Annotated in this window: 19 protein-coding genes and 1 pseudogene; 4 read left to right on the forward strand and 16 right to left on the reverse strand. The window is 60.3% G+C overall.

Translation table 11 applies throughout. From position 1 onward, the window contains the following. Window positions 1-174: 174 nt before the first annotated feature. Complete coding sequence (locus OVA00_RS37220) at window positions 175-1518, reverse strand: enoyl ACP reductase FabMG family protein (protein ID WP_060643821.1); 1344 nt, start codon at window positions 1516-1518, stop codon at window positions 175-177. 296 nt (window positions 1519-1814) lie between these two features. Then, window positions 1815-3593 carry a hypothetical protein gene (locus tag OVA00_RS37225; RefSeq protein ID WP_268090913.1) on the reverse strand — a complete coding sequence of 593 codons (1779 nt, stop codon included), beginning with the start codon at window positions 3591-3593 and terminating at the stop codon, window positions 1815-1817. A 415-nt stretch (window positions 3594-4008) separates the two neighbouring features. On the opposite strand from OVA00_RS37225, the gene OVA00_RS37230 reads away from it, so the two are divergent. From OVA00_RS37230 to OVA00_RS37240, 3 genes and pseudogenes are all read left to right on the forward strand, one after another. Continuing rightward, complete coding sequence (locus OVA00_RS37230) at window positions 4009-5907, forward strand: potassium transporter Kup (RefSeq protein ID WP_112772037.1); 1899 nt, start codon at window positions 4009-4011, stop codon at window positions 5905-5907. 51 nt (window positions 5908-5958) lie between these two features. Further along, a complete protein-coding gene (locus tag OVA00_RS37235) occupies window positions 5959-6924 on the forward strand; it encodes a magnesium and cobalt transport protein CorA (RefSeq protein ID WP_060580704.1) in 966 nt (321 codons plus the stop codon). Between the two features lie 247 nt (window positions 6925-7171). After that, window positions 7172-7252: pseudogene (locus tag OVA00_RS37240) on the forward strand (helix-turn-helix domain-containing protein); the annotation flags it as partial. Window positions 7253-7280: 28 nt separating this feature from the next. Here the strand turns inward: OVA00_RS37240 and OVA00_RS37245 are convergent. From OVA00_RS37245 to OVA00_RS37290, 10 genes are all read right to left on the reverse strand, one after another. Beyond that, entirely contained in the window at window positions 7281-7901 is a 621-nt protein-coding gene (locus OVA00_RS37245; protein ID WP_268090915.1) for a pentapeptide repeat-containing protein, read from the reverse strand. Between the two features lie 151 nt (window positions 7902-8052). Then, entirely contained in the window at window positions 8053-8532 is a 480-nt protein-coding gene (locus OVA00_RS37250) for a hypothetical protein (protein ID WP_112772036.1), read from the reverse strand. A gap of 78 nt (window positions 8533-8610) precedes the next feature. Next, window positions 8611-8994, reverse strand: a complete 384-nt coding sequence (locus OVA00_RS37255) for a hypothetical protein (RefSeq protein WP_112772035.1) — start codon at window positions 8992-8994, stop codon at window positions 8611-8613. A 2-nt stretch (window positions 8995-8996) separates the two neighbouring features. Next, the gene (locus tag OVA00_RS37260) at window positions 8997-9329 is read right to left on the reverse strand and encodes a pilus assembly protein TadG-related protein (protein WP_112772034.1); all 333 of its coding nucleotides are present in this window, start codon (window positions 9327-9329) and stop codon (window positions 8997-8999) included. A gap of 852 nt (window positions 9330-10181) precedes the next feature. After that, on the reverse strand, window positions 10182-10814 hold the full coding sequence (locus OVA00_RS37265) for a dual specificity protein phosphatase family protein (RefSeq protein WP_029742786.1): 633 nt from the start codon (window positions 10812-10814) through the stop codon (window positions 10182-10184). 17 nt (window positions 10815-10831) lie between these two features. Further along, a complete protein-coding gene (locus OVA00_RS37270) occupies window positions 10832-11725 on the reverse strand; it encodes an inositol monophosphatase family protein (protein ID WP_112772033.1) in 894 nt (297 codons plus the stop codon). A 68-nt stretch (window positions 11726-11793) separates the two neighbouring features. Beyond that, a complete protein-coding gene (locus OVA00_RS37275; protein WP_060530220.1) occupies window positions 11794-12891 on the reverse strand; it encodes an ABC transporter substrate-binding protein in 1098 nt (365 codons plus the stop codon). 71 nt (window positions 12892-12962) lie between these two features. Continuing rightward, the gene (locus tag OVA00_RS37280; protein ID WP_029742783.1) at window positions 12963-14099 is read right to left on the reverse strand and encodes an ABC transporter substrate-binding protein; all 1137 of its coding nucleotides are present in this window, start codon (window positions 14097-14099) and stop codon (window positions 12963-12965) included. A 54-nt stretch (window positions 14100-14153) separates the two neighbouring features. Further along, complete coding sequence (locus OVA00_RS37285) at window positions 14154-15287, reverse strand: ABC transporter ATP-binding protein (RefSeq protein WP_029742782.1); 1134 nt, start codon at window positions 15285-15287, stop codon at window positions 14154-14156. Continuing rightward, entirely contained in the window at window positions 15287-17137 is a 1851-nt protein-coding gene (locus tag OVA00_RS37290) for an ABC transporter permease (RefSeq protein ID WP_029742781.1), read from the reverse strand. Before OVA00_RS37290 ends, OVA00_RS37285 begins: the two co-directional genes overlap by 1 nt. Before the next feature lie 585 nt (window positions 17138-17722). On the opposite strand from OVA00_RS37290, the gene OVA00_RS37295 reads away from it, so the two are divergent. After that, window positions 17723-18712 (forward strand): LacI family DNA-binding transcriptional regulator, encoded by a 990-nt coding sequence (locus tag OVA00_RS37295; RefSeq protein WP_089045101.1) that lies wholly within the window; start codon window positions 17723-17725, stop codon window positions 18710-18712. Window positions 18713-18722: 10 nt separating this feature from the next. Here the strand turns inward: OVA00_RS37295 and OVA00_RS37300 are convergent, their stop codons facing one another. Genes OVA00_RS37300 through OVA00_RS37315 form a run of 4 tightly spaced genes read right to left on the reverse strand, consistent with a single transcriptional unit; the run spans window position 18723 to window position 22986 of the window. Further along, window positions 18723-20363 (reverse strand): Na/Pi cotransporter family protein, encoded by a 1641-nt coding sequence (locus OVA00_RS37300; protein WP_268090917.1) that lies wholly within the window; start codon window positions 20361-20363, stop codon window positions 18723-18725. Between the two features lie 16 nt (window positions 20364-20379). Next, window positions 20380-20670 (reverse strand): MurR/RpiR family transcriptional regulator, encoded by a 291-nt coding sequence (locus OVA00_RS37305; protein ID WP_049810991.1) that lies wholly within the window; start codon window positions 20668-20670, stop codon window positions 20380-20382. A gap of 2 nt (window positions 20671-20672) precedes the next feature. Beyond that, on the reverse strand, window positions 20673-22373 hold the full coding sequence (locus tag OVA00_RS37310; RefSeq protein ID WP_112772029.1) for a metallophosphoesterase family protein: 1701 nt from the start codon (window positions 22371-22373) through the stop codon (window positions 20673-20675). After that, a complete protein-coding gene (locus OVA00_RS37315) occupies window positions 22366-22986 on the reverse strand; it encodes a dual specificity protein phosphatase family protein (protein WP_112772028.1) in 621 nt (206 codons plus the stop codon). Before OVA00_RS37315 ends, OVA00_RS37310 begins: the two co-directional genes overlap by 8 nt. Window positions 22987-23000: the final 14 nt, after the last annotated feature.

The raw sequence follows: 23000 nt of genomic DNA on the forward strand, positions 1-23000 counted from the left end.
CCCCAAGAGGTCGGCCGAGCGGGTGCAATCGTCACGCGTCGTCTGGTTCAACTAACGACCAGTACCGCCAAGACTGCTTGACGTCACGGTCATCGACCTCGCGTGCGCGTCTGATCAGACGCGCAATCGGAGGCGACTCAAGGAGACAGGCAGTAGCCGCCTGCGGCGTCGCGCTTAGGCCGCTTCGAGAGCGTTGCGGGCTGACCCTTTCGTCTCGATCAGCGTGCGCGCGACGATGTCGTGGTTGAGCCACAGGACAGGGCCCGATGGCGCCGAGCTCTCACCAAAGATGAGCTGCCCAACCGCTTCGACCACCAGCCGGCTCAAGAGATCGGAGATCAGCGCCTTGCCGTCCCGGTGCATCGCCGTGATTTCGCTCGACGTACCGATTGTCAGGTCGGACTGTCCCGGATTATTCGGCATTGGCCAGGACGAAAAGTCGTAGAACGGCCGCATCACTTCGCTCGTCTGCATATCGGAAATCTTCCGCAAGACGTCATCGACGGTGAAGCCATCTGCCAACAAATCCTGGCAGGCCTGCCATTGCTGCGCGACCCATTCGCCACCGCCCTCTTTTTTCAGCGCGAGCAGAAGCGGAATGAGGGGCAGCTCGATGCCGGCGAACACGTCGGACGAATTGGTGCGGATCTCAGGGCAATTGTAGACCGTCGCCTTAATGCCCTTGTTCCAGGCTTCCTCAGCGATGCGCTCCAGGCGCATCTTGGCGTAGCCCTGCGTGTAATTGGTATAGGTCTGCCAGCGGTACTCGTTAGCAACGAGAATGCCCGTACCGTGGTAGCCAAACGCCGAATAACGAACCTGGCCACCGGAAGCTTCGATGCGCGCCCGGATGGCTGTGCTCAGATCGATCAGGTGTCGGAACGTGTTGGCCGAAACCTCGTCGAAATTCTGAAGAATGAGCTTGCCCAAATCGCTGTCGAGCAGCGTTTGCGACGACATGTGGCGCGCGCCACGTCCCTTGTAGACGCGATTGGCGATGACCATGAACACCTTGGCCTTCGGGATGCCACCGGCCATGGTGTGCGCGAAGAAGACATTCCTGCCATCAGCGATCATGCCATCAAGGATCCCCATGACTTCAGAAAGGGCATTCTTGAACCGTTCGACGCCGACGTCTCGGCATTTCTCGATGTGCGACCAGTCGAGTTTCTCGTCTTGCCACGTCTCGAGCGTCATCTTCGCGAGAAGGTCGGTCGGAGTGGGCTCGCCTTCAGGCGCGTCAAGATCGAAGCCTGCCATGATCGGCACGTTGATGATCTTGCCTCCGAGCCGGGCTTCAGCCGCCGCAAGTTCCTCGTCGTTCAGTGGCCGCAGAACATTGGCTTCGTCTCGTCTGCCAACCGTGATCCCGACAATTTCCATGCCGGCCTTCTTGGCCTGGTCGACCAGATGGGTGGCATAACCCCGATCGAACAGCTCACCAAACAGAACGAAAACATCGCCTGGACGGAAAATGTTCGTCCGCGGGAAGTGCGTCAGAGGGTTTGGTTTCTTCATACTGCCGGTTCTCTCAAAGCTGGTCGCGGAGCAACCAAACAAACTACGTGATGAACCACTGCACTGATTGGCGGCAAGTGGGAAGTGACAATAAGTATCGTTACAATTCAAACCGTGAGCGGAACGGAACGGCAGTGGCGTCCATTCCAGCCCCGCAGCGATCCGGAATGGTGAACTTTCCGCGTGACCGTCACCGCTTCGACTCACCGCTTCGACGTGATTTCTGCCGGCCTCGGATCCTGTCGTGGCCCGGCTGAACGTGGCCTGCGAAACAAACATATACTCCTAGGCGCACGCTACTTTTCAATCCGCAGGACGATGAGGTCAGACTGTTTGACTGATGATACGGGATGAAGGCCCGGCCCAGCACTGCCTGTCATGATGGCATCGAACAACGGCATCTTCTCGTTTCCCACGAGCCCTAACGGCGCCCGACAAACGGCCAGATAGTCGAACCCGGCTAAAAGAGCATTCCGCTCATTGTTGCTACTCGACATAAAGGCCCGAAGAACCCGTCCGATCGCTGGCGCAGCCCGGTGAAAGGGAACGCTCGACACCGTAAGGCTGTCCTGCGACCTACGGGCGATCTCAAGCCCCAGTGCCGGCGGCGTCATCACTTGTCCAGGTGGAAGGGTGGCAAGCAGCGAGAAATCCGCCCCCTTGCAATCATTCCAGAGCAGGTGGTCAAAAGCATCCGTAGTCTTACGCTCAAAAGGCACGACGAAGTACAATGAGGTGGCCATCACAACAGCCATCCCGCCAAACGCAGCCAACCGCCTAACCGCCACCTGGCTGTCTTCGCGAATTATCGACGCCGCAGCCGGCAGCAACAACGGAACGACGGCAGCAGAGAAGCGCAAATACCGGTTGGAGACCAACGCGGTCAGGAGGAGCGCTGCGGCGACAGCATAGATGATAGCGAATTGCGGATTTGCCGTTCGGGGGGCGTTCAACGCGCGCTGCAAGCTAACAGCCAGGACGCAGCTGAAAATACCCAGTAGAGCAAGTGAGCCGTAGTCCCCTGTTCGGAAAAACTCCAGGGCACTCTTTTCCTGGTCGATGCGATCAAACCAATATATCCGGGCCAGATCGTCGATGGCTGCATATGGGCCGGCCAAAAGCTGTGGATAGGCGAACAACAGCACAGCCGATAGCATCGAACCGGCGGTAGCCAAAAGTCCAAACTTGAACGCCGCGCTCGAAGCCTCCGGCACCAGCCATAAGGTCACGGTTGCGATCGCTCCAAAGCCAAGCAGTGCGAATGCAAATGGTGCGGAGAAAGCATCGTTCTCCACACGCCAGAACCCGGAAGGACCGATTACCAAAAAGGTCAGGATGGGTACCGCAACCAGGCATGTGATGGCGGTTGAGGCAAGCATCGTTCGGGTGCCGTCCAAACCCGCGGCCCACGCTAGTGCCAAGGCTCCCAACACCAGCGCGATAACAGGCAACGTCTCCAGGCCTACCAAGAGCGAGATTGTCGCTGAAATCGCGACGACCGCCCCGCCTATGCGATCGAGCCTGCCAACCCCGTATATCAACGTAAGCAACAGCACCATCTGCAAGTTATGGTGGTCAATGCGGCCAGGGCTAAATTCCCAGATCGCGAAGGCCATAAGGACGAGGACGGCGCATAGCATTCCGGGCGAAAGCTCACCTTCTCGTGGCGCTATCCGGCTCAAAACCCCAACAACCCCAATGGTGAAAAAGACTGCCATTACGGCTGGCCAAACCTGGAAGGCCACCGCGAGCGCGTCTTCCGCTCCCAAGGCGGACTGAAGAGAGAAAGCTATGAGCATGTAGGGAAGGTCAACTATTCGCGACCAAGGCGAAATATACGGCTCGGGCATCAGGATCCGCGGTATTGCCGGCCTAAGCCACCCGCCATCCTCAAGGAATGCCTTGATTTGCAGACCCCGCAAACTGTCGTCGATGTCAGCGTTGTGAATACGCTCACCGGACAAATCGAACCCGATGAGTAGGCCGACGATCAAGATGCAGATCAGCCAATACCCCGTTGCCGACCAGCGTTCATCAACTCGCGCGACACTTGTCTCGCCGACAACTAAACTCATGGCAGATGAAACTCGTGTGAAGCGCCCAAACTCACACGAGATTGCCTACACCTACTCTCTTAATAAGTGTGTAATTTTAGGTTGCGTGCGAAACTCTGCCTCAAGGGCAACCTTGCTTAACTCGGTCTGCGATGCGGGCCCAGAGACTTCACAATCGACATTCACTGCGTCGGTCATCGTTCTGTATTCTAGAGAGAAAAGCGCAACTGGTTCGCCTCAGCACTGCGGAACACTGATCTCAGCCGATGCGGGTGGGAACGCAAACCATTCCCTGATGTTTTCGCGAGTTAGGTTTGTCCAACGGCCGATCATTCACACTCGACATTCTCGAGCGGTTCCTGTGAGAATTGCCTGGACTTTCGCAATGCAGCATATATCTGCCATCGCTAATGCCGACGGTGTTTCAGGAGACCTTATGCCCAATGCTCACAGCGAAGCTGTCGGACCTCGATCGGGAACGCAGAGCTTTCTCGTTCTACTGCTTGGATGCATCGGCGTTGTCTATGGCGATATCGGAACAAGTCCGCTCTACGCTTTTCGGGAGGCCCTTCGCCCCTTCTTGAACGACGGGGCGCAGCCTGACGAAGTCATCGGTCTCATTTCCCTGATGGTTTGGACGTTGACGTGTATCGTGACGTTCAAATACGTGCTTTTCCTCCTACGCGCCGACAATGACGGTGAAGGTGGAACATTGTCGCTTCTCGCGCTCTTGCTGAAGAAGACCGGCAGTTTCATGCCCGTGTTGTTTTTCGCGGGCCTAATCGGGGCGGCCCTGTTTATCGGGGATGCCATGATCACCCCTGCCCTCTCGGTCATGTCGGCGCTCGAAGGCATGAAACTCGTCACACCAGCCTTTTCGGACTACGTGCTTCCCCTTGCTGCGGTCATTATGGTTGCATTGTTTGCCGTGCAGTCCAAGGGTACGGAAGCGGTCGCAAGGTTTTTCGGGCCAATCACGGTTGTGTGGTTCCTCGCGATGGCGTGGGGCGGTCTCATCCACATCGGCGACGACTGGACCATCCTGCAGGCTCTGAACCCGATCAACGCCCTGTGGTTCATCACGCATGCAGGCTGGGCAGGTCTGATCGTGCTTGGCGCCGTCTTCCTGACGGTCACGGGAGCCGAGGCCCTTTATGCAGATCTCGGCCACTTCGGGAGGAAACCGATCAGCACGGCATGGTTTATCCTTGTATTCCCCGCATTGGCGCTGAACTACCTCGGCCAAGGCGCGCTCGTGCTGAGCCACCCAGACGCGGTCAACAACCCATTCTATCTTCTCTATCCAGACTGGGCGCTGCTGCCGATGGTCATTCTCGCGACCATGGCGACAATCATCGCTAGCCAAGCTGTCATCACGGGAGCGTTTTCCCTCGCTCGCCAGGCGGTCCATTTGGGCTTTCTTCCTCGACTGCTGATCAAATTTACGTCCGAGACCAACACCGGCCAGATCTATGTCCCTGCCGTAAATGCGCTGCTGTTCGTCGGGGTCATCGTGCTGATTTTCTCGTTCGGGGACTCAGAGTCTCTCGCGACCGCGTATGGAATCTCGGTCACAGGCGCGATGGTTGTGACAACAGTGATGGCGTTCCAGTTTCTCCGCTCCGTCTGGGGATACTCAACCGTTCTGGCTGCACTGCTTCTAGCGCCATTGCTCGTCATCGAGAGCGTCTTCTTGCTTGCCAATCTGTTCAAGATTCATGATGGCGGCTGGGTGCCGGTGGCATTGGCACTGACAATCATGGTGGTGATGTGGACTTGGACGCGGGGATCCGCAATGCTGCGCGAAAAGACCGCGCGCAACGATATCCCGCTGGAAACCTTCATCCGCTCGATAGAGAAGTCCACGCATGCGCCCCAGACCGTTCGAGGGACGGCAATCTTTCTAACCAGCGTCGGCGATAAGACACCCGCCGTTCTCCTCCATAACATCAAACACAATCATGTCCTGCACGAACGCAATGTTATTTTGACGGTTCGCACATCCGAGCATCCGTATGTCGCGCAGGAAGACCGCGTCTCAATGACTGAACTGTCAGACCGGTTTACAAGGCTCGAGCTTTGCTTCGGCTTCATGGACGAACCGAACGTCTCGAAGGCGCTGTCACTGTGCAAGAAGGCAGGTTTCAAGTTCGAGATCATGCAGACCTCTTTCTATCTCGGGCGCAGGACCCTTATTGGTGACCCGAACTCAGGTCTGCCCGGCTGGCAAGACAAGCTCTACATTGCACTTGCAGGTCTCGGCATCGATCCATCGTCCTATTTCAAGCTGCCAGCCAATCGCGTGGTCGAGATTGGCGAGCAAGTCACGATCTAACCTTAGGTCAGATGCTTCACGCTGCGATATCAACTCCCGGAACTTCAAAAAATGCCAGTCGTCGCCTCCTACATGTATCGTTCGGGCAAGCGCGCCGAAGAAATCCCGCTTGCCGCCAAACCATTCGAAGCATCAGGTGGCGACTTCGCCTGGATCGGTTTGACTGAACCGACAAAGCAGGAAATGGCCGACCTTCAGGCCATGTTCGCTCTTCACCCACTTGCCGTCGAAGACGCCCTCAACGGCAATCAGGTGCCGAAGGTGGACATCTACGGCGACCAGTTGTTCGTGATCGTCAAGACGGCCCACCTTGAGGGTGACAAGATCACCTACGGCGAAACCTGCATTTTCGTGGGGAAGCACCACCTGATTTCTGTTCGCCACGGATCTGCCCGCTCCCACAAGGAACTGCGCCAACACCTGGAACAGTCGCCCCAGCTTCTTGAGCACGGACCGGACTATGTCCTGCACGGCATCATCGACTTCGTTGTCGACGGCTATTTGCCGGTGGTCGAAACGCTTGAGGACAAAGTTCTGGAGCTCGAGAAACACGTACTTGTGTCCTTCCTGCAGCCCGAGCAGATCAGGCGCATCTTCCGGATGCGCCGTCACGTCATTCGCTTCCAGCGGGTGCTCGGGCCGATGGGAGAGGTGGCGGGCAAGCTAACTCATCTCGAGCTGCCATGTATCGACGACAATGCCAAGCCATTCTTCAAAGACGTTCTTGACCATGTCAGACGTGTGGAAGGCCTGGTAGGCGGTCTTCGCGAGATAATGACGTCCGTGTTCGAGGCCTCCAATCTCCTGGAGCAGCAACGACAGGGCACCATCACACGGCAGCTTGCAGCCTGGGCCGCAATTCTTGCCGTCCCGACAGCCATTGCCGGAATCTACGGGATGAACTTCGAACACATGCCTGAACTAGCAACCCGTTACGGCTACTTTGCCGTCCTCGGTGTCATTGCGACGCTCTGCTCTATTCTCTACTGGCGGTTCAAAAGGTCCGGATGGCTGTAGCCCGCGGAAATATCTTTCCGTGGGTTTCGTTTGGTGTCGACACCGCGGCATTGCAGCATGCTATCGGGAAAAAGCTCTGTGTGATGGTATCTCTTGGTGCTCTCGGGCAATCCGGCCTTACCTCCGGCCCGCCTCCCCCATCTTCCAAGCAAGTGACCTCCCGGCCTTCCGGAAGTTCGCCGAACTCTATCGGCGCAGGTCGAGCTTGACGCGGAAATCGGGACCGGTGCCCTCTAGGAGATTTGCAATGGCGACCAAGCGCAAGTTCAAGAGCGATGCCTTTGAGGCGATCCATAGCGCCGTCGAAGACATGTCCGCGGCAGGCACCCGTTGGGTCCTATACGTCGCCGGCGGCGTCACTTTCGCCTGACGTCGAGACCCAGAACCTCGGCGATGATGATCGACTGGTCGATCGTGATGATCGCGTCCTTGAGGCGAAGATTCTCCGGATCGAAGGCGGTGAGGTCGCTGCCCCTGAGGTCGCAGGTGGTAAAATCTGCCCCATGCAGCCAGGCACCGGAAAGATCGACGTCCCTGAGCGAGCCGCCTTTGCAGGAGGCGCCGGTCAGATCCGCTTCCCGCATTCGCGTTTCCTTGAAGGATGCGCGGCCGAGAGCAGCGCCTGGCAATCCGGTAAAGGACCAGTCGCCGCCCGTCACCTGCATCTGGTCGAACTCGCAAGCGTCGAACATGCTTCCGACGAACTTGCACTCCTTGAAGCGGCTATCGAAGAACTTACAGGAGACGAACGTACAGTTCACGAAGGCGCTCGCCTGATGTGACGATGCATTGAACCGGGCTCGCCGGAAGGTGCATTCGTGAAAGACCACGCCGACGGTCTGCGCCTCGGTCAGGTCGAGATCGACGAACAGCGTGTTGTCGTATCGCTCGCGCTCGATTTGGCGACCGTACCAGTCGGCGCTTGCAATCGTGCTGTCGGTCTTGGGCGGCGCTTCGCCGCATCGTCGTTCAGCCATATCCATCCATCTGCGGCCCCGCACCAAGCGCAATGCCTTTTGTTGCTTCGCCGCTGAGCATTTCCATCTTCGCGATGATTGGCAATGCCGAAAAGTCGAGCGCACGAGCGAAGCCATCGGGGCACGCAATTACGGCGGGCTGGTTTCGACGCTATTCCACCAGCCGCACGCCGCCTCCCCTGCCGAAGCCGTTGGGCACGAAATCTTTGCCCTCCTCCCCCGGCTTCTTGAAGAAGGCCGTTCCGGACACGTAGAGGTTCAAAACCCTGGTAATCAGTGCGGTAAACTTCGATTCCGAATTGAGGCTTCCGCTGACGTTCCAGTCGACCACCGCATAGGGCAAGTAGATCGCCCCATTGTAGAAGCTTCCAGCAGACGTGTTGATGCGGAACTGGACGCTGCTGTCCTTCGCCTGCCGGCCCTGGAACATCAGGATGCCGGCATGCGCGCCGCTGGTTGGCGCCGATACCTGTAGGATTGCCGCACCGTTCAAAAACAGCGGCGATTGCGCGTCCTCGAAATAGAAAAGCACGTCCTTGCCTATGACCTTGGCCGATGTGTTCAAGGTCAACGCGCCGCGGCGGAACGCGTGAATTCCGGGCTTCAGCGTTAACTCGTCCGTGGCATTCACGGTCAGCCCGCCGCAATAGATCCCGGGCTCGAGCGACGACTTGCCCTGGCTGTTGATCGTCTTCAGGCTTTGGGAGGTTCAGGCGTCGTTCGGGGACACCGGTTCGGGCATGCCGGCCATGGGGTCGGGCACGACAGGAGATCCGTCGACCGGCGGCGGCGAAATCAGGCGGCCGGAAAGCTTCAACTGGCCGGTGACGGCGATCAGCGGTGCTGCGAACTTCCCCTGGTTTTCGGCGTAGAACGCACGTTGCGAATGGGACGAGTTCACCTGGAAGCCGCATTCGCTGGTGACCGAGTTCGAATTGATGATCTTCAGCGCATCGGCCCTGCCCGGATCAAGGATCAGGATGCAGGCCGAGCTGCCGGCCCCTCGGGCGGCTTTCGCGATGACTGAGATCGGAACCGTCCGGAAGCCGAACATATGCATGATGGCGGTTTCGTAGTCCTCATTGACAGCCACCGCTACCGTATCCCGCTCGACCGTGACCTGATGGTTCCAGCTGGGGGCCCTTTCAGATCTTGCGTGTCGTTGCTGCCAAGATGGGCGCCGAGAAAACCCACGGCGATCTTCTGCTCCGAACCGACACCTGCTGCAGCTCCCGCCAGTGCCGCAGCATCGGCCGCGCTTTGCATTGCGGCCTTTCGGTTGACCGCGGCTGCGAAATCGATCGCAACGCCAAGAGCGGCAATGAGGGGGATCGCGACAAGCGCTGCCAAGAGGCCGAAGTTCCCGGACCGGCATTTCAGCAGGGCCGAGGCGCAATGCCTGATCAGTGGCAGGGTCAGTATGTTCATGGCAGTTTCTTTGCAACCAGATGGAGAGTAGTCGCCTCTTCGTGCAGGGAGCCTTGCCAATCCTTTAATTTCGGGCCGAGTTAACGGTATGCACTCTCTCAGACGCTCTTCAGAGCTCTGACACAGGCGCGAAACGAGGTTATTTGAAGATATTTTGCGCTAAACGCGCGTCACTTCGGCACAACCGGCCAGCTGCCACGCTCGCCGGTTGGAAGCGATTTTGGCGTGCCCGAGAGGCGGATTCTGGGTCTTCTTCACTCAGAGGTTGCTGGACTGCTGAGGCAGTGCGGCGACTAACCCCTTTTGCTCATTGCCTAATCCTTGACTGCACCGTGCGCTGTGCGACGCTTTCGACTTCATGGTTGTACTGCGTAAGGGGCGGACGATGAAATTCACAAAGGCAAAGAGGAAACATCCCGGTAAGGCATTCAAAATAGGCGGGGCCGATAGAAGCGCATATGACGGCTTCGTCGGGACGGCGCGCGCAGCACCCGGCTTTTCCTATCGGGGACGATGGACCAGCGAGGGGTGCCCCGGCACCTTCGAAACATGGCTCGTAAACAAGGGCATATTGCCCAAACAATAGGGCCTTTCATTCTACTCAATCACGATCTGCCGGCGTCATGGCGCCGGCCGCGCGCGTCAAGGCGCTCCGCCTATTAAAGCGATTTCGATTCCGCTTGGGCGTTCGAACGCGTTGGCATGCGCGAAAGAACCGGCTTGTCGCGACCGGAGGGGCGGCCGAGAATGCGTCGACGGCTGGTTGACGTCGAGACGTCGGCATCCCTGGCGGTACTGAGAGCAGGTTTCCGTGGCCCATGCTGCAGACGGTCTCTGAACTGCGTTCTCGGGTCAGGCCTTCCCGCTCTCAATCGCACGTGCCCATCCCGCGGCTCGCTCGGCCGAGGCCGCCAGAACCGGTTTGGGCGCCTTGTACCACTCGTCCTTTGGGATCTCGCGCTTCTCGCGGACGAAGTCGATGGCGCGCTCCAATGTTTCGAATTGATCAGGCAGCGTCAAATGCAGGAACAGCGACACGACGACGACTGAGCGCGATCGGCCACCGCGGCAGTTGACGAGCACACCGCCACGTTCGCGCCTGGGATAGGACGGCTTTTCGGGCAGGACCTGCTCCAGGGCCGCTCGCAGGATGTAGTGCGCGGCCAGCATTTGCGTGTCCGGGTTCCCATCCCCGTCGATAAGCCCGATCTTGTAGTAGCGGATTTCGCCCGGTCCATGGATGCTGTTGCGGTGATCCGAGACGAGCTTCGGCTGGTCGACGAAATTGAAGTCCAGATTGACCGCGCAATTGACGACCGTCGTGATCCCGCTCTTGCGCAGGAGTTCGAGGTCGCTCGCACCTTCCTTGCCGGAAATGAAGATGTCGACGCCATAGGTCGGATGCTTCGGATAGACGAGACTGAGCCTTGGCAATTCGCTGCTGGTCTTTTCCGTGGTTGAGGCATCGCTAAGATTGTCGAGCATGGTTTCCTCATGGGCTTTCATGGCGACGGCGCCTTCGCGCTGCGCCCGGCAGAGATTGCGGCGGCGACACGGTTCAGGGTTGGATAGTCGCCACCCCGGCCATAGGCGAGATACCCCGGGCAAAGGTAGTCGGCGGATCCTTCCGGCACTTTGCCAAGCGACAACGGCGCATAACGGCCGCCTGCGTTCTTCAGGATCAGCGTCGCTGCGGCCACATCCCAGGCGTTGACGCCAAAGCCCGCGGCCGCATCGACAAAACCCGCCGCCACATGGGCGATGCTCAAAGCTGCACTTCCAGGGCGACGCACGGTCGAGAAGGTTTCGACCAGATCACCGAGGCGGGCAAGTGCCTCGTTGCGGCCATCCAGGCGAAAGTCGCGCGAGACCGGGTAGCCGGTGATCAGCGTTGCCCGGCTTTCGTCACCGATGGCTTTGGAGGCAATGACCTTTCCATTGAGATAGGCACGCTCGACGTCGCTCGAAAACAGGAGATCGGCCACCGGGTCATAGACGACCCCGGCCACAACCGATCCGCCTTCAACCGCTGCAATCGATATGCACCAGAAGGCAAGTCCTCGTGCGAAGTTCGCGGTCCCGTCGATCGGATCGACATACCATTGGATGTCGCCCTCACCGACCTGCCCGCCCTCTTCGCCAAGCATCGCCGAATTCGGCTCGTGCGCGAAGATGTAGTCGCGGATGGATGCCTCGGCTTGCCTGTCGTAGACCGTCACGACGTCGTGGAGATCGCGCTTGTAGTCGACGACCATTTCCGAGCGAAACGCAGCGAGCAAGGGGCCGGCGGCCGAGCGGGCCGCACCTTCGGCGATCGTCATCAGTCGCCGCGAGTAGTCGCGCTTGGTGTCTCTATCGGATTGGTTACGGCTCGTGGCGAGATTGGCGTCGGTCATGCTCTCTTCCTGTTCATCCTGGAACGGCCGGCGCGACCTGTCCTCGTGAGGCCGCGCCGGCCGGGATTTTACTTGCTGTAGTTCATGCGCCAGAAATCCTGCCACTCCTCGCGTCGGTCGAAATCGTCAAGCCCAGTGGCCGCGTCATAGGGAAAGAGGCGGTCCGCTACCTCCATGATCCCCGACGGTTCGTCTTGAGGCATCTTGATGTCGACATTGGTCGGCAGCTTGCCGTCCTTCATCTGGGGCGCTATGCCCTCTTCCGTCAGCACGTAGTGGATGAAGAGCTTCGCGGCATTCGGGCTCGCGGATTTCGAGGCGATCAGGCCGAGCTTGGTGTAGGTCCAGCCGACCCAGGGGGTCAGCTCCGTGCAGAGCCCGAGTTTGTAGCCTTTGCCTTCGTTATCACGGAACTTGGCGGAGCTCAGGAGCCCGAAAAAGGGCTCCTTCTGGCCGGCGGCGCCGACGGCTTCGGCAACCGGATCGTCGCCGTCAGTTACCAGCGGGCCGTTTTGTGCCAGGGCCTTGATCCAGGCGGCCGCTGCACTTTTTTCAGCGGTTTCGAGATCCTTGCCGAAGTGGACCTTGTAGGCCTCCTTCACGGCGTTGTCGGCATGCTTTTCCAACTGGTTGAACCAGTCGGTATAGGTGCTCTTGGTCAGGGGATCGACCAGCGCGATCTTGCCTTTCCATTTTGCCTCGGTCAGCTCCCAGATATTGCCGACCGGGCATTTGTCATAGGCCTCGGTGTTATAGGCCCAGACATTGGCATTGGTCGAAATCGCCAGCGGGTTCTGGAAGGCCGCCGGTATCTTCTCCTTCATGTCGCCGGGCAGATAGCTTTCGACGAAGCCCTGCGGCAGAAGCTGGGCGAGCGCTGCCGGCGCGTCGGTGATCAGGGCGACATCGCCCTGGACGTTGCCGGCCTGGGCTTCGCGGATGATCATCTCCAGCTGGCTGTTGGCCGAGACTTTGACGCCGGTCGCCTTCACCCCGTATTTGGCGGTGAAGGCCTCGGCCATCTCGACGATCTTGCCGGTGCTGTCATAGACATTGATCGGCTTTTCTTTCTTCGCCGCCTCCACCAGCGCATTGAGATCAAACGCCTCCTCGGCGTTTGCCTCGACGGCCAATGCGGCCGCAAGGGCGGCAAATACCGCCCCCATGATCATAACCCTGTTCTTACCTTTGCTCATGGTTTCCCCTCCCAAGGAGACCGTTTCACATGTTCAGGCGATTACTTCTGGTAGCTGAGCCGCCAGAGGTCCTGCCAGGTCTCGCGCGCGTCCCAGTCGTCGAGGCTCGTTGCCATCTGGTAGGGCATGACCTGATCAAGAACGGCGCCGATGCCCGACGGCTCGTCTGCGGGCAGCGAAACGTCCTTGTTGGTCGACATTTTTCCGTCTTCTGCCTGCGGCGCGATGCCTTCGGCGGTCATCACGTAGTGGATGAAGAGCTTTGAGGCGTTCGGGCTGTTGGTGCCCTTGGTGATCAGCCCCACGCCCGGATACATCCAGCCGAGCCAGGGTTTCAGGTCCTTGCAAAGGCCGAGCTTCATGCCCTTTTCGGCATTGTCGCGAAACTTCGCCGAGCTCATCAGCCCCATGAAGGGTTGCGACTGACCCGGCGCGCCGACGGCATCAGCAGCGGCCGCATCGGCGTCCGTCAGCAAGGGAGCGTTGGCAGCGAGCGCCTTGACCCAGGCGGCCGTCGCACTGCCGTCGTCGGTTTCGAGATCCTTCCCGTAAAGCTCTTTATAGGCGGCCGCCACTTTGTCGTCGCCGTGCTTGGCCATCTGGTTGAACCAGTCGACATAGGATGGCTTGCCGAGCGGATCCTGCATGGCGACCTTGCCTTTCCACTCAGGTCCCGTCAGCTGCCAGATGTTGCTGACCGGGCACTTGTCGAAGAGCTCAGTGTTGTAGGCCCAGACATTGGCGCTGGTAACGACGGTCAGCGGGTCCTGATACTCAGTGGGGATGTTGGCTGCGAGATCCGGCGGCAGCCAGCTTTCGGCAAAGCCCTGCGGGATGAGTTGCGCCATCGCGGCCGGTGCGTCGCTGATGATCGAGACATCGCCCTGGATGTTGTTGGCACGGGCCTCGCGAATGATCATCTCAAGCTGGGCAGTCGCCTTGACCTTGGAGCCCTCGGCGCCGACGCCATATTTCTGGGCAAAGGCCTTGGCCATTTCGACGATTTTGCCGGTGCTGTCATAAACCGTAATCGGCGGTTCCTTGCGCGCGGCCTCGATCAGCGCGTTCAGGTCGAACGGCTCTTGTGCCAGCGCCGGTCCGGCGAAGGCGACGATGGTCGTTGCCAGCAGCGCGCGCCTGATTGCACGGTGCGTCCTTTCAGTCCTTAGAAATTGCATCGTCTGTTCCTCCCTCAGATTATGTTTCGATTTGTCGTTCGGCACTGAAGCGCCTTAGTTCAGCGTGGACTTGCGCAGCAGCGCGTCCGCTTCGGCGATCCGCTGGCCGTCCTTGTTAAAAACGTGCAGCGCCTCAGGCGGCGCAAAGAACGAAACCCTCGTTCCGGTCTCGACGCGCGGCAGGGCATTGGTCGTCAAGAACAGCGTGTCGCTGCCGTTCCTGAGCTCCAGGATCCAGCTGCCGCCGGTCGGCAGGACGCCTGTCACCGTCATTTCGCCGGAGAAGCTGCCGGCCGGCACATCGTTGGTTTTGACCGAATAGCCGATCGCTTCCGGTCGGATGCCGATCGAGCCAATGCCGCGCAACGACGGGTGGCGCGTGCCAAGATAGGCCTCGGCTGCGCGCGACAGCTCAGAGGCGGCGGCCGATCCGAAGTTCAGGATGTTGATCGGCGGGCTACCGACGAATTCCGCGACGAAGCGATTGGCCGGGCGATCATAGATATCGTTGGGCGTGCCCATCTGCTGCAGCGTGCCCTCGTTCATGACGGCGATCGTCGTTGCCAGCGTCATTGCCTCCCACTGGTCGTGGGTGACGAAGACGATGGTCGTCTTGAACTCCTTGTGGATGCGTTTGAGCTCGGCGCGCATCTCGAGCCGGAGCCGGGCGTCGAGGTTCGACAGCGGCTCGTCGAGCAACAGAACGCCCGGATTGACCGCCAGCATGCGGGCGAGCGCCACGCGCTGCTGCTGGCCGCCCGAGAGCTGCGACGGGTAGCGGTCGCGGTACTTGGCGATGTCGAGCGCCTGCATCACTTTCTCGACGCGCATTTCACGCTCTTCCTTCGGCAGTTTGCGCAGCCTCAGACCGAAGTCGGTGTTGCGTTCGATTGTCAGGTGCGGCCAGAGCGCGTAACTCTGGAATACCAGCCCCATCTCACGCTTTTCCGGCGGGATGAACACGCCTGCCCTGACCGAGTCGACCACCCGCTCTCCGATGCGGATCTCGCCGTCCGAGAGGTTTTCGAGGCCGGCGATCATGCGCAGCGTCGTGGTCTTGCCGCAGCCAGAGGGTCCAAGAAGGCACATGAACTCGCCGTCGCGGATTTCGAGATCGAGGTTCGAGACGGCATTGGCGGAATTGACGCCGTAGTTCTTCTGGGCGCCGCTGAGATTGATGGTGGGCATCAGCTTCCGAGTCCTTCTGCGAGATTGGTCTTGGTCAGCTTCTGGGCTGCCAGGGTTCCGAGATAGGCGATCGCCGCGATGATCAGCACGACGGCATTGGCGGCTTGCGTGTAGTGGTAGTCGACGAGCCGGAGCGAATAGGTGGTCAGAACATCGGTGCTCGGCACGGCGAGGATGACGAAGAGGCTCAGGCCCTTGATGCCCGAGATGAAGGGCAGCAGCACGCCTGTTACCAGCGAGCCCTTCTGGATTGGAATGACGATCAACATCATCCGCCGGAACCAGCCGGCGCCGGAAATCTGGGCCGCCTCTTCCGGATCCTTGCCAAGCTGGGTCATGGCCGAGATACCGGCGCGCGAGGCGTAAGGCATCTGGTCGGCGATCAGCGCCAGGACAAGGATGGTGACGGTACCATAGAGGGCCGGCATCGGTCCGCGTGGCACGGCGAAGAGCGACAGATAGGCGGCGGCAAAGGCGATACCCGGCACCAGATAGGGCAAGAAGGTGACCTGCCGCAGATAGACCGACAGGACCTTCACCGGCGTGCGGATGACCACATAGCCGACAAGAAGTCCGAGAATGCCCGAGGTCAAGGACGCAAGACCGACGATGACGAGCGTGTTTTTTGCAGCCGCCCATAGATCGGGGCTTAAGAGGACCCCCGTCTGCAGTGCCACCGTGTGGAGATCACGGCCGATCCAGTAGTCGAGCGTGAAATTGTCGAGCGTGAACTGCGCCGGCAGCTTCATGATGGTGGAGAGGAACAGGGTCAGAAGCGGCAGTCCGACGCTCAAGAGAAAGATAAGTGCGGCAAAACCGGTCGCCGGCAGGCGGTACTTGCCGAGCCGGCTCTGGCGGTTCATCGAACCCTTCGAGCCAACAGTAACGAAGCGCCGGGCTTCACGAACAAGACGCGCATCGATCATCAGGGTGACGATGCCGATCAGCATGATCGAGGCCGCGACGACACCGGCAACGCCGGTCTGGCGCGACGCGATGCTGCGAAAGAGCGAGGTGGAAAGCACTTCGAACTTGACCGGCAGGCCGAGCACATAGGGCACGCCAAACTCGCCGAGGCACTTGGCGAAAATCAGCACCATCGAGGACAGAAGTGCGGGACGCATCAGCGGCAGGATGATCTGCATCGCCACCTGGTAGCGCTTGGCTCCAAGGATACGGGCGGAATCTTCGAGCTGGGAATCGAAGCGACGAAGGGCAGAGCCAAACAGCAGGATGACGAACGGCGTATAATGTAGCGCCAGGATCACGATGATCGGGAAGCGCCCATAGGCGACCCAGTCGGGCGGCGTTAGCCCCATGGCCTCGAACCAGCCCGGCTGGCCGCCGACCGTGCGGTTCTTGAAGAGCGTTGTCCAGGCAAGCGCAAAGGTCCAGGCCGGCAGCATGTAGGGCACGATCAGCGCTGTTGCGAACCAGCGCCGTCCGAACATGTCTGTCCGGCTGATCAACCAGGCGAGCACCGTACCGATCAACAAAGAAAGGCTGATCGCTCCGAGCGCAACCGATAGCGTGTTGAAGAGCGGCCGCCAGAAAAGATCGACCGAGACCGGCGACAGGAAGGCTCGATCAAGGTAGTAGAGCGTAAGCTCACCAAAGTCCTTGCCGAGCCGCCGCTCGTGGCCGAATTGGACGCGCACGGAATCGAGCACGATCGAGATGATCGGCACGACGATGAGATAGGTAAAGAGAAGTGCCGTCAGGACGCCGATCAGCGTCGTCGGCTCCCGCGACGCGACCTTCATCCGATAGCGCCAGCGCTGCCATGCCGTCGGCGCCATTGCGCTGCCGGGCAATGTAGCCGCTTTGGCTGTCTCACTCAATAAGGCCATGCTCTTCCCCTTGGAACTCAACATGCGCTGCCTGCCCCGGCGATCGATGCCGGGCGGAACTTTCAAAGTGCCAACGGGGAATAGAAATCAGCCGCCAGGGCGTGGCGCTGACCTACGCAAGAAGCCGCTCAATGACGCAAAAGGCGCGGCTGTCGGTTATTCAATCCTCCCCGTTCGCAGGGCAGGCGCAAGCGCTTGCCAGATGTCGGCGCAAGCTCCTCAACCGCGCCGCCGTCACCACGAACATAGACAGAACAAAAATTCCAATCCAGCTCTGTCTATGGAACGTATGATCCAATGGTGAGGCGCCATTGTCAACAAAAAAATGCACACGTGCGCAATGATATAAGCCGTTGTTTTTGATGACTCTTTTGTGACAATGATGTATTGTTTTTGGAACACGTGATCATTGAGGTTGGGCGAATGACTTCAGCGGGGAGAAATAGCCGATATAGACGGAGCGATGGCGACCGTTCACCGGCATCATCTGCTGGTTCACCGAGCGGGTAGGCTCGAACTTTTTCGTTGGAATGGGGCTGCTTTTGTGGCCCTGATGAAAAGCATCTGATTCTGCAGGAGAAAGGCATGGCGAGGGGCTTTGTGACGGCCGAAGAGGTTGCAAAACGCGCGGGCGTCTCACGCTCGGCGGTCTCGCGAACCTTTACGCCCGGAGCCAGCGTATCCCAGGCTGTGCGGCGCAAGGTTCTCAAAGCCGCCCGGGAGCTCGGTTACCGGGTCAACCGGCTGGCGCAAGGACTGAACAACGACCGCTCCAATCTCATCGGGGTCGTCGGTGCCAATCTCAGCGCACCCTTCCATGCAAAACAGCTCGATCTCTTGAGCATCGGCCTGTTGCGTCGCGGTCTGCAATGCCTGTTGCTCAATGCCGCGGATGCGCGAAAGGATATCGCGCCGCTGATCGAGCTACTGTTCGAATTCCGGGCGCAAGCGATCATCGTTCTTTCCGGAGAGCCGCCGGAATCGATCGTCGACCAGTGCATTGCCAACGGCGTGCGCCTGATCCTGATCAACCAGAAAATCGATCGCACCGATACCAGCATGGTGCTGAGCGACGATTCCCGCGGTGCGGACCTTGCAGCACTGCGCCTGATCGAGGCGGGCTGCAAGAAGGTTGCGGTGATCTCGAGTGGCAGCCAAACCCCTGCTCAGGTGCGCCGCACCACTGCGTTCAAAAAGAAAATGGCGACCGCCGGGGTCGAGGTGGTCGCCTGGTCGGGCGGTACCACGAGTTATGAAAGCGGTTACCAGGCTGGCTGCGAGGTGCTCGGCGACGAGGCGATCGACGGCGCGTTTTGCGTTACCGATCTCTTGGCTCTCGGCTTTCTCGACGCTGCCCGCACCGAAATGCACCGCCGCGTGCCGGCCGATCTTTCCGTCGTCGGCTTCGACGATATTCCGCAGGCAGGGTGGAAGAGCTACGAACTCACCACCGTTGCGCAGTCCTTCTCCGCTCTGACGGAGCATGTTCTCGAAGCGCTGGAAGCCGACGAGATGGAAACGCGACTTCAGGTCGTTCCCGTCACGATGGTCGAGCGCAAGACCGCCCGACGCTAGACCGGAATGCTCAAGTGGCCGCCGGCCGGATACGGCTGTCGATCAACAACCCACTCTGATCAAGGATGGGGTGCGCGACGGTTGCGATGTGTGCATTGATGCGTTTGAGATCGCGCAGCATGTCGAGATGGAGCGAGCTGGTTTCGATGCTTTCGGCGCGACCATCGCGCAGGCGCTGCAGATGCCGCTCAGCCGACTGCCGCTCCAGCCTGCGGACATCTTCCTTGGCTTCTACCAGGCGCCGCGCCATCGCGTTGTCACGCGTGGCAAACACGGCCTGGGCCATGCGCAGATTGTCGATCGTGATGGCGAAGAGACGCGACAGTTCCTCGTGGCCATCGGAGGAGAAAGCCAGGCCGCGGGCGATCTTCTTTGCAAGTTCGGCAAGGAGCCCCTTCTCGATGATGTCGCCGATATGCTCGAGGTTGATGGCATAGTCGACGATATCCATGGCGTGGCGGCGCTGTTCCTCGGCGATTTCGGACTGGCCGACGCGCGAGACGTAAACCTTGATCTCGTGTTGCACGCGATCCACGCGCCCTTCAAGCGTGCTGATCGCAGCAAGCCTTGAAGGGTCCGTCTGCTGCAGGGCGTCGTTTGCTTCGACCAGCATGCGCTCGATCAGGTCGCCGACGCCGAGCACTTCCCGACTTGCGCCGGCAAGCGCTGCGACCGGCGTGCCGAGATCGTTCTGTTCCAGGAAAAGCGGGCCGTCCGTCGCCTTTGGCTCGTCCGGCAACAGGCGCATGGTCAGGCGGGATAGAGGCCGAGCGAGGGGGGCCGCCAGAAGCGCCAGTGCGAGATTGAAGGCGAGATGCACATCAACCGGCAGATTGCCGCGTGAGACAGGCGGCCAGTCGATATGCGGGGCGATGTACCCGGCGAGCGCCAGAGCGGCGCCGACGGCACGCACGATCAGGTTGCCAAGGGCAACCCGCCTGGCGCTCGCCGCAGCCTTGAATGTGGCTAGAACCGGGGGCACAGCACCGCCGAGATTGGCTCCCAGAACGAGGGCGATGAGCGGGCCGGTCGAAAGGCTGGCGGATGTTGCAAGAGACAGGACCAGCACAACGACTGCCAGGCTCGATGACGCGAGCGCTGCGAGTCCTGCCGAGATGACGAGCGCCACCGGCCAGGCATTGTCGAGCATCCCGAAGAAAGCCGAAAGGGCGGCAGAGGTCCGCAGCGGTTCGGTCGCACCGCCAATCAGATGCAGCGACAGCAACATCAGCCCGATGCCGACGAGCGCTGCGCCTGATCCCTTGCGCGTGCTCGAGCTGCCGCGCCCGACAACGAAACCGCAAAGCAGCAAGAGCGGTGAGAGCCAGCCGAGCCCCAAAGCCACGATCCAGGCCGTCATCGCCGTGCCGACGTTGGCGCCGAGCAGCACGATCTGCGCCATGCGCGGCACGATGAGATCACGCTCGACGAAGGACGCGACCATGAGAGCGGTGGCGGTGGAGCTCTGGAGGGTGATGGTTGCGACGAGGCCACTGAAAAACGAACGAAGACCGTCACGCGTCCCGGCCGCCAGTCCGACTTTCAGACGGGCACCAAAAGCGCGTTGCATGCCGTCGCGAACCTGACCAAGGCCGAACAGGAGGAGCGCCACCGCGCCGAAGAGGTTGATGCTGACGATCGCAGTGCTCATGGCCCCTCCCCAATGCTTATTGCCGGCCGCGCAACAACTCCGCTCGGAAGAGTTGCTGAAAGGATGCATAGGTCTCAAAGCCGAGGTCGCTGACGAGCCGCATGACTGTCGTCGTCGAGACACCGCTGCGCACGGCCACTTCCCGTGCGCTCGCAAAGGCGACGTCGTACGGATGGGCAAGCACGAACTTGGCCACTTCCAGGCGCCCACCCTTCAGATGACGTCGGCCCAGACGGCAAGATTCCCGCAACTCGATGAAAGTCGCCGGCGGCGCGGAGGAAGAGGCCGTGGAGAGCAACTGGTCCATGGTCAGGCAGCCTCTTCCGTGTCGGAGGTGCTCTCGATGCGGATGTGCAGGCTTCCCGCTTCGGCACGATCGAGGAAGGCGTCGAAGGCCCCGAAGAAGATCGCTAGGAAGCCTGATGTCGATCCGTCCCAGCCGGTCCCGGGCGGACGGCCGACGTGTTTGGCGAGCAGGCGATAAAGCGCGCGCCGCCGCTCAGGTATCTTGTCAAGCGCAAGGACGCCGGCCTGGCGCAGGCAATACCAATCGGCGATCACCTCGATCATGTCGAGGCTGGCGGCGTCCTCAGAGATGGCGATCGCTCCTTGCCCGGAAGCGCTCGTCATGGCGCCGGCGTCGGGCATCAACTTGCGGACCGCAGCGATCGAAAGCCCGGATATTTCGTTGACGACATCTCCGGGCCATTCCTTCGGAAAATAGCGATGCTGGACCAGGGCACGCTTGTGTGCCTTCAGGAAGGAACCGTAATCCGCCGCGGCAAAGGCGGGGTCCGGATATTCGCCGGCTCGCGCCGCTTCGCGACGATAGGCGCGCAGCACGCGTGGATCGACGGCCATCGCTGACAGTTCGACGGTTTCGATGGACGACGCCGATTGAGACGGTTCGACGATCTTGAAGGCCGGCGGAAAGGCCACGAGCGATGGCACGGCGACATTGATCAGCGAGCGGCAGCCGCCCGCGCGGCGCGTAACGCCTTCGACATGCAGGTGCCCGCTAAAATGCAGCGTCATGCCGGCGGTCATCAGTGCATCTGCGACCGCCTGCTGTGGTGTCCTGCGGGCAATATTGGTCTCGCCGAAGAGAACGCTTTCGGCTCCCGTTGCGCCATCGAAGGGATCGAGCACCGGATAATGCGAGAATGCGAGCAGCGTTTTTCCGAGTTTCGTTGCGCGCGCGGACACGTCGGCAATCCAGTCGACGATGAACGGTTTCAGCCTGATAAGCGCGTTCCAGCCCGCGCCGGTGCTGTCGACGAAAGCGGCTTCATCACCCTCCTCAAACAGGCCGTCGCGTGGTTCGAAGACGTTGGCGTCGATCATCAGCAGCCAGAGACCCGGCTCGGGCTCGACCAGATAGGAGGCATCCATCAGCCGGTAGCAATTCCGGCCGTCCGGAGACGAGACCGGGTAGAGCCGATCCTCGACGCGGTCAGACGCCCCGAACGGGGTTTCCCAATGAAGATAGTCCGGCCGTCGGAAGTACCCATGGGTAGCCACGGGGGCAAGGCCCGTCGGATATCCCTCGCAATACATGCGCGGCGTTGCGTGGCTGCCGGGGGCTGCCTTTCCTACGTCGCTCGTGACGAGGACCCTCACGTCGTTCCGATCAAGAAATTGTTTGGTGTGGTGTCGCCCCTTGGGCCCGAAGATGTCGTGGTTGCCCGGAAGCGCATAAAAGCGCGTGCCATGGGCGCTCTCGTGCCCATCAAGAATGGTGCGCAGGCGCGCCGTTGTCTGTCTTTGCCCGTCGTCCGTGTAGTCGCCCAAAAGGACGACGTGACGGATGCCGCGGCGCGCGACCTCCGCCAAGGCCTCGTCCAGCGCTTTGGCACTTTCGTTGAAGACGCGGGTGGATTCGCGCGTGTCGGCCCAGCTTCTGACGGCCAGTTTTTCGCCGTCGATCTCTATCCGCGGGAACTCGAAATCGCCTTCAAGATCATGGAAATGGGCGTCGGCGATGATGGCGATTCGAGGCAAATCAGACATCGGCCTTCATCTCCAGACGGGAGGCCTCGACGAGGTCGATCCAGGCCGAAGCGCGGCGCGCTGCCTCATAGAGCATGGGCTTCGGCGTCTCGAACCATTCATCCGGCCGCAGTTCGCGATGCTCGCGGATGTGGGCGACGGCCGCGTCGAGTGTGGGAAACAGATGCGGCTGCTGCTTGTGCAGGAACAGCGCCACCAGCGACACCGAGCGGCTGCGTCCGCCGCGGCAATTGACGAGGATGTTGCCGCCATCGGCGAAGGGGTAGGTTGCGCGCTTCGGCATCGTCTGGCGTAGCGCACCGTCGAGAATGTAATAGGCACCGAGCATCATCGTGTCGGGGCTGCCATCACCGTCGATCATGCCGAGCTTGTAATAGCGGACGGCCGCATAGCCGCTTGCACAAAGATCATCATTGATGCTGACTTCTTCTTCGCGCACGAGGTTGATGTCCAGGTTGATCGCGCAATTGACGACAATGGAGATCCCGTGACGCTTGAGCAGGTCCAGGTCACGCGCGCCGTCACTGCCGCCGATATAGAGATCGGCGCTGTGGGGCCCGAGTTCTCTGGCGATCAGACTGATAGCGGGCCGGGTGTAGACCGGTGCGTCCATTGGATTTCCCCTTG

The organism is Ensifer sp. SL37, from assembly GCF_026672675.1.
Lineage (GTDB): Bacteria > Pseudomonadota > Alphaproteobacteria > Rhizobiales > Rhizobiaceae > Ensifer > Ensifer adhaerens.